The organism is Pseudomonas oryzihabitans NBRC 102199, from assembly GCF_000730625.1.
In the GTDB taxonomy this organism is placed as follows: domain Bacteria; phylum Pseudomonadota; class Gammaproteobacteria; order Pseudomonadales; family Pseudomonadaceae; genus Chryseomonas; species Chryseomonas oryzihabitans.
This window is the reverse complement of record NZ_BBIT01000002.1, coordinates 864,947-879,079: the sequence shown is the minus strand read 5'-3', so window position 1 is coordinate 879,079 and position 14,133 is coordinate 864,947. Positions and strand designations below refer to the sequence as shown.

Here is a 14,133-nt window from a genome sequence, read left to right as displayed (position 1 = left end):
CAGGTGAAGAGTCTGGCAACCGGACTCTTCACCTGGTGGTTGAGGCGGCACCACGCATAGCACGATTTGCCGGAACCGTCCTCGTCGCTACACGGCCTGCATCGATCGTTGCTCAATACCACCCCAAATAGGGTGAGCTTCTACCGTTCGACTCTTCTCGCGCAAACACCTTATGGAGACGATGACCGCCCATTGCTGACTCCGCCCTTGGCCCTGGACAGCTCGCCCTGCTAGCGTTCGCCGCTCGATAAGCGAAAAAGAGCAGGGGATAAGATGACCAGCGCGACTCATGACGTCATTGTCCTGGGCCTGGGCGCCATGGGGGCGGCCACGCTCTACCAGCTGGCGAAGCGTGGGGTCCGGGTCGCGGGCATCGATCGCTATGCGCCGCCCCACGACCTGGGCTCCAGCCACGGCGCCACCCGCATCACCCGCCAGGCCGTAGGCGAGGGCGCGGCCTATGTACCGCTGGCGATACGTTCGCAGCACCTCTGGCGCGAGCTGGAGGCGGAGCGGGGCGTCCGGCTGTTCGAGCAATGCGGGGTGCTGATCATGACCGCCACCGCGACGGCGACCTCCCATCATGGCCGCCCGGACTTCACCCGGGCCACCCTGGAGCTGGCACGCCAGTACGGGATCCCTCATGAAGCCTGGGACGGCGCCGCCATTCGCCAGCGCTTTCCGCAATTTCGCGTGGCAGACGATGCCCTGGGCTATTTCGAACCAGGCGGCGGTTATCTCTATCCGGAAGCCTGTATCCAGGCGCAACTGGACGGGGCGCGCGAGCGGGGCGCCCAGGTCCATACCGATACCGTCATCGAGCGCCTGGAAGCGGACGAGCAGGGCGTATTGCTGCATTCGGCGCAAGGCCGCTGGCGGGCGAAGCGGGTCATCGTCGCCGCCGGCATGTGGAGCGCTGAATTGCTGGGCGCACCTTTCGACCGGCTGCTGCGCGTCTGTCGGCAGACGCTGCACTGGTTCGAAGTCGCCAGGCCCGGGCTCTTTCCGGCGGATTCACCCAGCTTCATCCTCGCCCATGGCAGTGGTGACAGCGATCTCTTCTACGGCTTTCCTCCCTTGCCAGGCGAAAACGCCGTCAAGGTCGCCACGGAGCAGTACCGGAATAATACCACCCCAACAGGCATTGATCGGTCGATTCACCCGGAAGAATCGAGCAAGCTGTTCAGTGATCAAGTGGGAAGGTGGGTTGGCGGTCTTGCAGACCGGGCGGTGCGCAGCGCGGTCTGCGCCTACACCGTGACACCCGACTTCGGATTCATCGTCGACGAACATCCGGCGCTGCCGGGCGTGACCGTGGTCAGCGCCTGCTCGGGGCATGGTTTCAAGCATTCGGCGGCGCTGGGCGAGGCGCTCGCCCAGCGGGTGACCACCGGGCGCAGCGACATTGATCTCGACAGCTTCAGCCTCGCGCGATTCGGCTAGCGGCTGCGCACCGTCAGGGTGACCAGTCGCGTCACCACCAGGGCGATGTACATGACGCCGGAGAATTGGCCGAGCATCACCAGCGAGCGCGCCATCGGCTTGATCGGATAGATATCGCTCAGGCCGACGCCGGAGAGGATGGCGAAGCTGACATAGAGCAGCTCGGTCCAGGTCCGCGCAGCCAGGGGGTCGTTGGCCGCGGTGAAGCTGTTGGGCTGCAGGATCTGACAGGCCGAGTAGGCGTGGGCGAAGGCCCAGGCCAGCAGGGTGAAGGTCGCACCCACGGCAAAGAGTTCATCGGTGGTCGCGCGCTGGTCTTCCATCATGTAGGCGATGAGACTGCCTGCCGCATAGAAGTAGAAGACCGAGTCAAGAATGGCCAGGGATACCACCAGGTGGGGATTGCCGTGCCATTCCACCAGCACCGTGAGCACCAGGATGCAGCCGGCGAGGATGAACCCCAGCCACTGGATGGTCGGACTGCGCCGCACCATGCGCAGGGCGGTGGCCAGGACGATGATGCCGAAGGCGCCGATGATGGCGCGGCCATGCTCTTCCTGTTCCACCAGCGGGTAGAGCAGCAGGCCGAGGAGCTGGATGAACAGCAGGTTGGCGGAAGGATAACGGACCAGGTAGTGCAGGGGACTCTTCATCGCGACTCGGCGAAAGACTCAGGGGCGGCCAGCGTAGCGGGTGGCGCAGCGCTTCGCCACGGGAGCCTTGCGCTCCCGTGGCCTGCACCTCAGGCCGCCTTGCGGCGGGTGGAGGGCAGCAGGAGGGTGAGGATCCCGAGCAGCGGCATGTAGGAGCACAGCTGGTAGACGTATTCGATGCCGTGGTGGTCCGCGAGGTTGCCCAGGCCCGCGGCGGCGATGGCACTGACGCCGAACATCAGGCCGAAGAAGATGCCGGCGATCATGCCCACGTTGCCCGGGACCAGTTCCTGGGCGTACACCACGATCGCCGAAAAGGCCGAGGCCAGGATGAAGCCGATGATGACGCTGAGCACGCTGGTCCAGAACAGGTCGACGTAGGGCAGGGCGAGGGTGAAGGGCGCCGCGCCCAGAATCGAGAACCAGATGACCGCCTTGCGGCCGATGCGATCGCCGATGGGGCCGCCGAAGAAGGTACCGGCCGCGACCGCACCCAGGAAGAGGAAGAGGTGCAGTTGGGAGCTGGCGACTGAGAGGCCGAAGCGCTCGATGAGATAGAAGGTGAAATAGCTGGTGATGCTGGCCATGTAGATGTACTTGGAGAACACCAGCAGCGCCAGCACGATCAGCGCGAAGGTCACCCGACCGCGCGACAGGCCATGGCTGACCGCGGCGGCCTTGCGCCCCTTGGCGCTGCGCAGGTGATTGCGATACCAGCGCGACAGTCCGTACTGCACGCCGATGGCGAACAGCGCGAAGAGCGCGAACCAGGCGACATGCGTCTGGCCATAGGGAATGACGATGGCGGCGGCCAGCAGGGGGCCGATGGCGGTGCCGGCGTTGCCGCCGACCTGGAAGGTGGATTGCGCCAGGCCGAAGCGACCGCCCGACGCCAGGCGCGCTACCCGCGAGGTTTCCGGATGGAAGGTCGAGGAGCCGACGCCGATCAGCGCCGAGGCGGCCAGGATCGCGGGAAAGCTGCCGACAAAGGCGAGCAGCAGTACACCAATCAGGGTACAGACCATGCCGGCGGGCAGCAGATAGGGTTTAGGATGGCGGTCGGTATGGAAGCCGATCCAGGGTTGCAGCAGCGAGGCGGTGATCTGGAAGGCCAGGGTGATCAGACCGATCTGGGTAAACGTCAGACCATAACTATCCTTGAGCATGGGATAGATCGAGGGCAGGACGGACTGGATCAGGTCGTTGATCAGGTGGGCCAGAGCACAGGAGGCCAGAATGCCCGCCACCATCGGCGAGGCGCCGGGCAGGGCGGCGGTGGGGGTTTCGCCAGGAACGGCTGGCGTGGCAGAGGAAACGGCCATGCAGGTATTACCCTTATTATTTATGTCCAGCCGCTCACTGTGGCATCCTGTGGTATCGGAATCCAGTGCCAGTTACCGGATGTTTCCGGCAACCGAACTCACGCCAGGCGGCCTTTCGGCTCGCGTTGGGGCGCTTGCACCTTCCACTCTTTTCACGTTTTGTAATGGCAGATCCCATGACAGCCAAAGATCCACTGCTCCTTGACCAGCAACTGTGCTTTTCCCTGTATTCGGCTTCGCTGGCGATGACGCAACTCTACAAACCCCTGCTGGAGAGCATGGGCCTGACCTTCCCGCAGTACCTGATCATGCTGGTGCTCTGGGAGCATGACGGCCTCACGCTCAAGGAACTGTCCAATCGACTGCGGCAGGATTCCGGTGCCCTGACCCCCGTGGTCAAGCGCCTGGAAGCGGCCGGGCTGGTCACGCGCCGGCGCAGCGCCGAGGACGAGCGCAACCTGTCGATCGAACTGACGCCAGCGGGTCGCTCGCTGCGTGACCAGGCCAACGGCGTCAACAGCCGGGTGCGGCAGGTCTGCGCGCTGGGCGATGCCGGGCTGGACGATCTGCGCGAGACCCTGGTCATGTTGCGCAACCGCCTGGACGAGGAAGGCAACCCGACGTCCTGAACCAACCCGCCCTGATCGGTTCCCATGGCTACAGTCGCCGGGGAATTCGTATGACCTTCAACTATCAGCCCGACCAGGATTACCTGCTTGTGGATCTCACCAGCGGGCGCACGGCCGGCAAGTTGCTCCAGGGCGAGCTGCATATCGCCGAGAGCTGTCAAGGCGAGGACCCGCGGACCTATGCGCGGCTGCTCGGCGAGACGCTCCGCAGTACCCTGGGCGACGAGGTCGGACAGCGCGAGGGCGATATCCTTACCCTGCGCCGCACCGGTATCAAGCTGCGCCTGGTCCCTCTGGAAATCGCCTGCGACTAGGCCGGGGCACGGCCGAACAGCGCTCTGAACAGCCAGGCGACCAGGGCCACGTTGATCAGCGCCAGCAGGCAGAGCAGGGCCAGCACCGCCTGGGGGCCGTGATGTTCCAGCACATAGCCGCAGAGCAGGGGCGTGGCCGCCTGGCCGAGTAGCGCCGGGCGCGCCATGCGGCCCAGGACGGTGGCGTATTCCGCCGGATTCCAGAGCGCCAGCGGCAGGGCGCCCCGAATGATCGCCCGCAGGCCATTGCCCGCACCGAAGATCACCAGACCCACGACCGTCACCCAGACCAGGCCAGGCCCCAGGGTCACCAACAGCAGGCCGGCGGCCGTGCAGACCACCGAGGCCAGGGCCGTCCACAACGGGTGACCATTGCGGTTGAGCAGGTCGATGATCCGCGAGGCCACCTGGCTCGGCCCCAGGCAGGTGCTCAGCGCCACCGCACTCGCCAGGCTGTAGCCGAGCCCCTGCAGGAGGGTGATCAGCTGGACGGAAATGGCCGTCATCAGCATCGCGCCCAGGGTGAAGAGTGCCGTGAGCACGGTGTAGAGCGCCCGGTTGACCGGCACGGCCGATGCCGCCTGGCCGGTCCGGGGTGCCTGGGTGGCGAGGACCGGTGCGGGCAGGGCGCGGCGATAGAGCGGCCAGATCGTCAGCAACAGGACGGCCGCATAGGCCAGGCAGGCACCGCGCCAGCCGAGGTGACTGACCAGGAAGGCGGCAACGGGCCAGGTGATGGCGGTGCAGAAGCCCGATACGAGGGTGATACCGCTGATGGCCGAACGGGCCTGGGTGCCGTAGCAGGTGCCCAGGGTGGCGAACAGCGCATCGTACAGACCGGCGGCCATGCCGATGCCCATCACCACCCAGGCGAGCAGAAACACCGGCAACTGCTGGGCGCTGGCCATCAGCACCAGCCCGGCCGCCACCCCCAGGCCGCTCAGCGACAGCAAGGTGCGGCCCCCCTGGCGGGCGATCAGGCGGCCGCACGCCGGTGCCAGCAGGCCGGACACCAGCACCCCGAGGGAAAGTCCGCCATAGACCCACTGCCGGGACCAGCCGGTTTCCCGGACCACCGGATCGGCGAGCACCGCGAGAATGAAAAAGGAGCCGCCCCAGACGAGGATCTGGGCGATGCCGAGCAGCAGGATCTGGAAGGACGAAGCCTTGGCGGTAGGGGTAGTCATGACAGCGGCGGGCGGGTTGGCGGACAGAGGGGCGGACCTTAGCCCCAGTTATCTTTTGCCGCAATCGTCAGATTTATCTGGATGAAGGCATTTTGTAATCAGTCCGACATCTTGCTTGCCTAGGCTCCTGTGCTTGACCGTCTTCATGCAGTGACGCCCCCATGCTTCGTATCCTTGCCCCCTTTCGCCGTCTGTCCCGCCGCTCCTGGTTGCGAACACTCAAGACCGGCCCGCGGATGCTGTGTTCCTTTACCTTTGCGGCCGTGCTGCTCGCCGGGCTGGGCAGCTTTTCGCTGTGGGAAATGCAGCAGCTGCGCCGACAGGCCCTGAGCATGGAGCAGGACTGGCTGCCCAGCATCGCCATTGCCGATTCCCTGGCGATCAACCTCGGCAAGTTGCGCAACCAGGCCTCGGTGGTGTTGCTCAATGCCGAGGATCCGGGCGCCGTGGCCATGAGCCGCGTCACCCTGGAGCAACTGGTCAACGAGACCGACCAGCTGTTCCGGGATTATGCGCCGGTCGTCACCGACGCGACCGAGGGTGACTCGATCAAGGCGCTGCACGACGCCTACCAGCCCTTCGTGGAAGGGCTGCGCGAGGAGGTGCGGCTGATCGAGCAGCAGCAGATCCCGGCCGCGCGGGTACAGCTGGATACCGTGGTCGGCCTCAAGGGCGATCTGATGGACATGCAGGTGCAACTCCTGCGCGAATTGAACAAGCAGGGCGCCGCCCAGGCCAAGGAGGTGGCCAACGCCCAGTTCGTCCAGGCCCGCGCCATCGTCTGGTCGGTCATAGGTGGTGCCATTCTGCTTCTGCTACTGCTGGCCTGGCGCCTGACCCGCAGCGTGGTGCAGCCGCTGCGCCAGGCGCTCGACATCTCCGGCGGCATCGCCGCGGGTGACCTCCGGCAGAACATCCAGCCCGAGGGACGCGACGAGGCGGCCATGCTGCTGCTGGCGCTGGAGCGTATGCAGGGCAATCTGCGCGAGGTGCTGGCCCACACCGGCAATGCCTCCGAGCAGCTGGCCTCGGCCTCGACCCAGGTGAGCGCCGTGATGGATGACAGCTGCCGCAACCTGGAGCAGCAGACGACCGATATCCAGCATGCGGCCAATGCCGTCACCCAGCTCAATCAGGCGGTCCAGGCGGTGTGCGAGCACGCGACCTCCACCTCCGCCGAATCGCAGCGCTGTGTCGATCAGGCCAAGCAGGGGCAGGCGCAGGTCAAGCAGACGCTGGCCGCCATCACCCAGCTGGTGGGTAATGTGGACGATGCGGCCAACCAGGCGGACCAGCTGGCCGCGCAGTCCAAGGGCATCAGCAAGATGCTCGACGTGATCCGCAACGTCGCCGAGCAGACCAACCTGCTGGCGCTCAACGCCGCCATCGAGGCGGCCCGTGCCGGGGAAGCCGGGCGTGGCTTTGCCGTGGTGGCCGACGAGGTGCGTGGGCTGGCCAGCCGTACGGGCGACTCCACCCGCGAGATCGAAGGCCTGATCGGCGGCATGCAGCAGGTCAGCGAGAAGACCGTGATCGCCCTGGATCAGAGTCGCCTCCAGGCCAGCCATACCCGCGACCAGGCCGAGGCCACCTGGCAGGTGCTGGAAGGCATCACTCAGGCCATCACCGCCATCGGCCAGCGCAATGACGCCATCGCCGCGGCCACCGAAGAGCAGACGGCTACCACGGCGGCGGTCGATCGCAATCTGACGCTGATCCGCGACGCGGCGAACCAGACCGCCGCCGGCGCCCAGCAGACCAGTGCCAGCAGCCAGCAGCTGTCCGCCCTGGCCGCCGATCTGCACGGTGCCCTGCAGCGCTTCGTGGTCTAGGGCGGACGGGGCTCAGGCCGCCAGCATCACCCGGTCGCGGCCTTCCTGTTTGCCCCGGTAGAGCGCCTGGTCGGCGCGCTCCAGGGCGCTGGCGAAGGCTTCGCAGTCGCGAATCTCGCAGACCGCCAGGGTGGCCGTGACCCGCGCGGGACCGCGTTCGAGTGATTCGGTGACCTCGGTCAGGCGCTGGCGGATGCGTTCCGCCACCCCCCAGGCCACCTCGGTTCGCGCCTGGGGCAGCAGCACCAGGAATTCCTCGCCACCCCAGCGCGCCGCCAGATCGGAATGGCGCACCTCGCGGCGGATGACGTCGGCGATCCCCTGCAGCACCAGATCGCCGCAGTCGTGGCCGAAGCGGTCGTTGATGTGCTTGAAGTGATCGACGTCGAAGAGGATGAGGCTGCCACTCACGCCACTGTGCTTTTCCGCCTGGTCGAGAATCCGCCGCCGGTTGTAGAGGTTGGTGAGGCTGTCGTGGCTGGCGGAGTGCAGCAGGTCCAGCTGCATCTTGGTGCTGTGGTGGAAGGAGGCGCCAGTGCCGTAGAGCAGCAGCCCCAGGGCGCTGATGATGTTGATGGTGCCGAACAGCTTCATCGCCAGGGGCGCGAGGGTGGCGGGTGGGTGCAGCAGATAGCCGCCCGCCAGGGTCACCAGGATGCCGGAGACCAGCAGCAGATGGCGGATCGGCGCGGTGCGGTAGTTGTAGATGACGATCGGCAGGATGCACAGCACGTAGTAGTGGAAGTTGCTGTCCCAGCCGAGTTGCCAGGTGGCGATCCAGGCGTGGGCGACGATCTCGCAACTCATGGTCAGGCTGGCGATGCGATAGCGTCGCTGGCGCAGGGCGGCCAGACAGCCCACGTAGGCGGCGATGCTGAGCACGTTGGCCCAGGCCATCAGGATCTGGTCGAGCAGGATGAAAACGACCAGCAACGCGACATGAATGGCCATGGCCGCCTGAACCACGGGTTTGGCGACCTGCCAGAATTTGCCCAGGGAGTCGTTGAGAGCCTGGTTGCGATCACGATAGGAAAGAGCAGTCATGAAGGGATCACCATAAAGCAGTGCGCCAATGATAAACGCGCTAACAGTAAGCTTAATGGCAAACGGCCAGTCTGGGGGATCCTTTAGCCGAATGGAGGGTAGAAAGGATCAAGCGGAGCGCCGCCGCGACCATCGGCGCTCCTGAAAGCTGCACTGCGACGCCAATCGTCAGAGCTTTCCACCCAGCCGCCCGCTGATAGCCTGGGCGGCTGCCCGCAGATGCAGCGCGGCGGCGCTTTCGACCTCGGCCTGGAAGCCTGGCGCGGCACCGACCACGGTCAGCACGCCGGCCAGCCGGCCGCCGGCTCCTAGCAGTGGCGCGGAGAGGGCATTGACCCCCGCCATCAGCAGGCCGTGCACCGGCTGGATATGGGTTTCCCTTAGCTGGCGAGCGGCCTCCGCCAGGGTCGCGGCGCTGGGCGCAGCCGGTTGGCGCAACTCTTCCGCACGCAACGCCGCGGTCTCGGCATCCGGCAGGAAGGTGTTGAACACCAGGCCGGTGGACGAGCCCAGTAACGGCAGCACCGAACCGACCTGGGTCACCAGGGTGACGGCGCGCACCGCCTGTTCCACCAGCACCACCGTCGGGCCCTTGTTGCCCCAGACCGCTAGAAAGCAGGTCTCGCCGACCTCGTCGCGCAGGTGGGCCAGCACCGGCGCCGCCAGCTTCACTACATCCAGTCGACCCAGGGCGGCCAGACCGACGAAGAGGGCGGCCTGGCCGAGTCCGTAGTGATTGGTTCGTGGATCCTGCTCGGCGAAACCGCTGGCGATCAGCGCCTGCAGGTAGCGATGCACCTTGCTGGCGGGCATGTCCAGGTGGCTGGCCAGGCGCGACAGGGACGTGGAGGGTGCCAGCTCGGCGAGGGCTTTGAGGATATCGGTGCCGACCTCGGCCGCCTGCACCTTCTGCCGCCGTGGGGGTGCTGCTTCGGGAATGTCTGTCATCGATTCGCTCGCCGTGGAAAGGCAGCGTTATAGCTTGACGCTCCGCCAGGTTCAATTTACTTTTTGCGTAAACCTGTTACGCATAATGGGTGGCCCCGTTGAACCAACAAGAACAAGTAGCACCGCCAGTGAGCTACCAGTCCGGCTTTGGCAATCACTTCAGCTCCGAGGCGCTGCCGGGTGCCCTGCCCATCGGGCAGAACTCGCCGCAACGCGCGCCCTTCGGTCTCTATGCCGAGCAACTTTCCGGCACGGCCTTTACCGTGCCGCGCCACGAGGCCCGACGCTCCTGGCTGTATCGGCTCCGGCCGTCGGCCGCCCATGGCCGCTTTCAGCGCCGCACCGTCCAGTTGACCGGCGCGGAACTGGGCGCCCCCACGCCCAATCGCCTGCGCTGGAATCCCTTGCCGATCCCGGCAGTCGCCACCGATTTTCTCGCCGGCCTGGAGCGGATCGTCGCCACCGCCGCAGCCGATCAGGCCGAAGGCGTCAGCCTCTATCGCTATGCCGCCAATGCCAGCATGACCGGCGTCTTCTACGACGCCGACGGGGAATTGCTGATCGTGCCTGAGCAGGGACGCCTGGAGCTGGTGACCGAGTTGGGCCTGCTGCGCCTCGAACCGCTGGAGATCGCGGTGATTCCACGCGGCCTGAAATTCCGCGTCGAGGTAGCGGCGGGCGAACCGATACGAGGTTATGTCTGCGAAAACCACGGGCGATCCCTGCGGCTGCCCGAGCTGGGCCCGATCGGCAGCAACGGTCTGGCCAATCCGCGGGATTTCCAGGCACCCGTGGCCCGCTTCGAGGATCTGGAGGGACCCACCCGGCTGGTGCAGAAATTCCTCGGCGAACTCTGGGAGACCGAGCTGGATCACTCGCCGCTGGACGTGGTCGCCTGGCATGGCAACAACGTGCCCTACAAATACGACCTGCGCCACTTCAATACCCTGGGTACGGTGAGTTTCGATCATCCCGATCCGTCGATCTTCACCGTGCTGACGGCCCCGGGCGCCAGCGAGGGGGTGACCAATATCGACTTCGTGATCTTTCCGCCACGCTGGATGGTCGCGGAAAACACCTTCAGGCCGCCCTGGTTCCATCGCAACCTGATGAACGAATTCATGGGCCTGATCCAGGGCGCCTACGACGCCAAGGCCGATGGCTTCGCGCCGGGCGGCGCCTCCCTGCACAGCTGCATGAGCGCCCATGGCCCGGACGAGGTGTCCACCCGGAATGCCATCGCCGCCGACCTCCGACCGCACAGGATCGAGAACACCATGGCCTTCATGTTCGAAACCGGCCGTGTCCTGCGGCCGACCCGTTACGCCCTGGCCTCGCCGCTGCTGCAGCCCGACTACGACGCCTGCTGGGCAGGCCTCACCAAGACCTTTGTCGCGCCCGGCGCGGGAGAATCGGCATGACCCACGAATCGCCCAGCTGGGTGGCCTCGGCCAACGGCCATGCGGATTTTTCCCTGCACAACCTGCCGCTGGGTGTGTTCAGTCGCGGCGAAGAGACGCCCCGCGGCGGCGTGGCGGTGGGTGACTTCATCCTCGACCTGGGCTTCGCCCTCGAAGCCGGGCTGTTCCGTGGCGAAGCCCAGCGGGCCGCCGAACTGGCTGCCCGGGAGACGCTCAATGCCTTCTTCGCCGCCGGCCGGCCGGCGCGGATCGCCTTGCGCCAGGCCGTGCAGGCGCTGCTGCGCGCCGACCATCCGCAACGCGAGCACCTCGAGGAGCTGGGCGAACACCTGCTGGTGCCCCAGAGCGCCTGCCGGATGCACCTGCCCGCGCGGGTCGGCGACTACACCGACTTCTATGTCGGCATCCACCACGCCACCCAGATCGGCCGGCTGTTCCGCCCGGACAATCCGCTGCTGCCCAACTACAAGCACGTGCCCATCGCCTACCACGGCCGCGCCTCGACCCTTGGGGTCTCTGGCGAGGCGTTCCGGCGACCCAAGGGCCAGACGCTGCCGCCTGGACAGGACGCCCCGGTCTTCGGCCCCTGTCGGCGGCTGGACTACGAACTGGAGCTGGGCATCTGGATCGGTCCGGGCAACGCCCAGGGCGAGTCCATCGCCATCGGTGACGCCGCCGAGCATATCGCCGGCTTCTGCCTGCTCAACGACTGGTCGGCGCGGGATATCCAGGCCTGGGAATACCAGCCCCTGGGGCCCTTCCTGTCGAAGAGTTTCGCCAGCACCCTGTCGCCGTGGGTCGTCACCGCGGAAGCCCTGGCCCCTTATCGCCAGGCGCAGCCGGCACGACCCGCCGGGGATCCCCAGCCCTTGCCCTATCTGTACGACGAGCATGACCAGGCCCAGGGGGCCCTGGACATCGAGCTGGAAGTGCTGCTGCGCACGCCGCGCATGGCGGAGCAGGGGCACCCCGCCCAGCGGATCGCCCTGAGCAACACCCTGAACATGTACTGGACGGTGGCGCAGATGGTGGCCCATCACACCGTCAATGGCTGCGCCCTGCAGCCCGGCGACTTCTTTGGTTCGGGCACCCTGTCCGGGCCGGACGCCGACAGCTGCGGCAGCCTGCTGGAGCTCACCCAGGGCGGCAAGCAGCCGCTGCAGCTGCCAGGCGGCGAGACCCGTACCTTTCTGGAAGACGGTGATGAGGTCATCCTCCGGGCGCGCTGCCAGCGGCCCGGGCTGCCCACGATCGGCTTCGGCGAATGTCTCGGTCGGGTAGTGGCGGCCGACTAGGCGAGCGGGTATTGGCCGGCCCGGGCGGCATTGACAAGCCATCCGGGCCGGCGCAGATTCCACTTAACGTAATCAGCTTACGCATAATAAGAAGCCGACAGGCAAGCGCGGGGCAGTGTCGATGGACCTCTTCACCTATTACCGTTCCACCTCGTCCTATCGGGTCCGCCTGGCTCTGGCGCTGAAGGGGTTGGACTACCGAGCCGTACCGGTCAATCTGCTGTCGGGCGCGCAGCACCAGCCGCCCTACCGGGCGCTCAATGCCCAGGGGCGGCTGCCCAGCCTGCGCCTCGACAGCGGCGAGGTGCTGATCCAGTCGCCCGCTATCCTCGAATACCTGGAAGAGCGCTATCCGGCCGTGCCCTTGCTGCCGGCCGATCCGCTGCTGCGCGCCCGCCATCGGGGTGTCGCCGCCCTGATCGCCTGCGATGTCCATCCGCTGCACAACGTCTCGGTGCTCAACCGCCTGCGCGGGCTGGGCCTGGAAGAGCCGGCCGTGCTCGACTGGATCTCGTACTGGATCGGTGAGGGCCTGGCGGCGGTGGAGGCGCAGATCGGCTCCAGTGGCTTCTGTTTCGGTGAGGTGGGGCTGGCGGATGTCTATCTGCTGCCCCAACTCTATGCGGCGCGGCGTTTCCAGGTGGACCTGGCGTCCTATCCGCGCGTCCAGCGGGTAGAGGCCCTGGCTGGCGCGCATCCGGCCTTCCAGCAGGCACACCCCGAGGCGCAGCCCGATGCCCCGGTGCGGGTGGCCTCATGAAGCTGCTCGGCTGTCAGCTCATCCTGGGTGATTTCCTGGCGCGCAGCGTGCGTGGCATTTCCTGCGCGCCGCCCTTGACGGGCTGCTAGCCCAGGTTACCGACCACGACCGTCACGTCACCCGTCAAGGAGCCAATCATGGCCGATCTGTTTGAAAATCCCATGGGCCTCATGGGTTTCGAGTTCATCGAATTCGCCTCGCCCACGCCCAACGTCATCGAACCCGTGCTGGAAAGCCTGGGCTTCACTCACGTCGCCAACCACCGATCCAAGGACGTGGTGCTGTTTCGCCAGGGCGACATCAACGCCATCGTCAATCGCGAAAAGACCGGCCATGCCGCCTATTTCGCCGCCGAACACGGCCCCTCGGTCTGCGGCATGGCCTTTCGCTGCCGCGACTCCCACCACGCCTATGCCAAGGCGCTGGAGCTGGGCGCCCAGGCGGTGGACATGCCCACCGGGCCGATGGAATTGCGCCTGCCGGCGATCAAGGGTATCGGCGGCGCGCCGCTGTACCTCATCGATCGCTACGAGGAGGGCAGCTCGATCTACGACATCGACTTCGTGTTCCTGGAGGGAGTCGAGCGCAAGCCGGTGGGGGCTGGTCTCAAGGTGATCGATCACCTGACCCACAACGTCTATCGCGGGCGCATGGCCTACTGGGCAGACTTCTACGAGCGACTGTTCAATTTCCGCGAGTTGCGCTACTTCGACATCAAGGGCGAGTACACCGGGCTGACCTCCAAGGCCATGACCGCGCCGGACGGCCTGGTGCGTATCCCGCTCAATGAGGAATCCTCCAAGGGGGCCGGGCAGATCGAGGAATTCCTCATGCAGTTCAACGGCGAGGGCATCCAGCACGTGGCCTTTCTCACCGATGACCTGGTGGCCACCTGGGATCGGCTCAGGGCCTCTGGTACCCGCTTCATGACCGCGCCGCCGGAGACCTACTACGAGATGCTCGAAGGCCGGGTGCCCAACCATGGCGAACCGGTGGAAGAGCTGAAAGCCCGCGGCATCCTGCTCGACGGTACCTCCGAAGGTGGGGAGCGTCGCCTGCTGCTGCAGATATTCTCCCAGACCCTGCTGGGGCCGGTATTCTTCGAATTCATCCAGCGCAAGGGCGATACCGGCTTTGGCGAGGGCAACTTCAAGGCCCTGTTCGAATCCATCGAGCGCGACCAGGTGCGCCGTGGCGTGCTGAGCACCTCGGAGTAGCCCCTCCCGTGGCTCCACCGGCTTGCCCAGCGGTGGAGGCGCCTCTAAGGTGACGGCGCGCCATGCCG

Annotated in this window: 13 protein-coding genes and 1 pseudogene; 9 read left to right on the top strand and 5 right to left on the bottom strand. The window is 66.2% G+C overall.

All coding sequences use genetic code 11. The features are described 5' to 3' along the window. The first annotated feature begins 273 nt into the window (after window positions 1-273). Entirely contained in the window at window positions 274-1,443 is a 1,170-nt protein-coding gene (solA, locus tag POR01S_RS05470) for an N-methyl-L-tryptophan oxidase (protein ID WP_042134306.1), read from the top strand. Here solA and POR01S_RS05465 read toward each other — a convergent pair. Together POR01S_RS05465 and POR01S_RS05460 are read right to left on the bottom strand one after the other, a co-directional pair. Then, the gene (locus POR01S_RS05465; protein WP_027602391.1) at window positions 1,440-2,096 is read right to left on the bottom strand and encodes an ion channel; all 657 of its coding nucleotides are present in this window, start codon (window positions 2,094-2,096) and stop codon (window positions 1,440-1,442) included. The two genes, solA and POR01S_RS05465, sit on opposite strands and share 4 nt — an antisense overlap. Before the next feature lie 89 nt (window positions 2,097-2,185). After that, window positions 2,186-3,418 (bottom strand): MFS transporter, encoded by a 1,233-nt coding sequence (locus POR01S_RS05460; RefSeq protein ID WP_042134304.1) that lies wholly within the window; start codon window positions 3,416-3,418, stop codon window positions 2,186-2,188. Between the two features lie 176 nt (window positions 3,419-3,594). Here POR01S_RS05460 and POR01S_RS05455 point away from each other — a divergent pair, with 176 nt between their 5' ends. Both POR01S_RS05455 and POR01S_RS05450 read left to right on the top strand, forming a co-directional pair. Then, window positions 3,595-4,047 carry a MarR family winged helix-turn-helix transcriptional regulator gene (locus POR01S_RS05455; RefSeq protein WP_007161805.1) on the top strand — a complete coding sequence of 151 codons (453 nt, stop codon included), beginning with the start codon at window positions 3,595-3,597 and terminating at the stop codon, window positions 4,045-4,047. Window positions 4,048-4,097: 50 nt separating this feature from the next. Beyond that, window positions 4,098-4,361 (top strand): hypothetical protein, encoded by a 264-nt coding sequence (locus POR01S_RS05450; RefSeq protein WP_027599258.1) that lies wholly within the window; start codon window positions 4,098-4,100, stop codon window positions 4,359-4,361. On the opposite strand, the gene POR01S_RS05445 is transcribed toward POR01S_RS05450, so the two are convergent. Then, window positions 4,358-5,548, bottom strand: coding sequence for an MFS transporter (locus POR01S_RS05445; protein ID WP_042134302.1), 1,191 nt, complete (start codon window positions 5,546-5,548; stop codon window positions 4,358-4,360). The two genes, POR01S_RS05450 and POR01S_RS05445, sit on opposite strands and share 4 nt — an antisense overlap. 161 nt (window positions 5,549-5,709) lie before the next feature. Here POR01S_RS05445 and POR01S_RS24235 point away from each other — a divergent pair. Both POR01S_RS24235 and POR01S_RS24230 read left to right on the top strand, forming a co-directional pair. Continuing rightward, window positions 5,710-6,525 (top strand): annotated as a pseudogene (locus POR01S_RS24235) (MCP four helix bundle domain-containing protein); the annotation flags it as partial. Next, complete coding sequence (locus tag POR01S_RS24230) at window positions 6,517-7,380, top strand: methyl-accepting chemotaxis protein (RefSeq protein ID WP_439709722.1); 864 nt, start codon at window positions 6,517-6,519, stop codon at window positions 7,378-7,380. The pseudogene POR01S_RS24235 and the gene POR01S_RS24230, both read left to right, overlap by 9 nt. A gap of 12 nt (window positions 7,381-7,392) precedes the next feature. Here POR01S_RS24230 and POR01S_RS05435 read toward each other — a convergent pair whose 3' ends face one another. Next, window positions 7,393-8,424: a GGDEF domain-containing protein gene (locus tag POR01S_RS05435; RefSeq protein ID WP_042134297.1), complete on the bottom strand. Its 1,032-nt coding sequence runs from the start codon at window positions 8,422-8,424 to the stop codon at window positions 7,393-7,395. 168 nt (window positions 8,425-8,592) lie between these two features. Then, on the bottom strand, window positions 8,593-9,372 hold the full coding sequence (locus tag POR01S_RS05430; RefSeq protein ID WP_042134295.1) for an IclR family transcriptional regulator: 780 nt from the start codon (window positions 9,370-9,372) through the stop codon (window positions 8,593-8,595). 98 nt (window positions 9,373-9,470) lie between these two features. On the opposite strand from POR01S_RS05430, the gene hmgA reads away from it, so the two are divergent. The 4 genes from hmgA (at window position 9,471) to hppD (ending at window position 14,065) form a co-directional block, all read left to right on the top strand. After that, window positions 9,471-10,793, top strand: a complete 1,323-nt coding sequence (gene hmgA, locus POR01S_RS05425) for a homogentisate 1,2-dioxygenase (protein ID WP_042134294.1) — start codon at window positions 9,471-9,473, stop codon at window positions 10,791-10,793. Further along, entirely contained in the window at window positions 10,790-12,088 is a 1,299-nt protein-coding gene (gene fahA, locus POR01S_RS05420; RefSeq protein ID WP_042134292.1) for a fumarylacetoacetase, read from the top strand. The genes hmgA and fahA overlap by 4 nt, the downstream gene beginning before the upstream one ends. 121 nt (window positions 12,089-12,209) lie before the next feature. Further along, window positions 12,210-12,848 (top strand): maleylacetoacetate isomerase, encoded by a 639-nt coding sequence (maiA, locus tag POR01S_RS05415; protein ID WP_042134290.1) that lies wholly within the window; start codon window positions 12,210-12,212, stop codon window positions 12,846-12,848. Window positions 12,849-12,985: 137 nt separating this feature from the next. Continuing rightward, complete coding sequence (gene hppD, locus POR01S_RS05410) at window positions 12,986-14,065, top strand: 4-hydroxyphenylpyruvate dioxygenase (RefSeq protein WP_042134288.1); 1,080 nt, start codon at window positions 12,986-12,988, stop codon at window positions 14,063-14,065. Window positions 14,066-14,133: the final 68 nt, after the last annotated feature.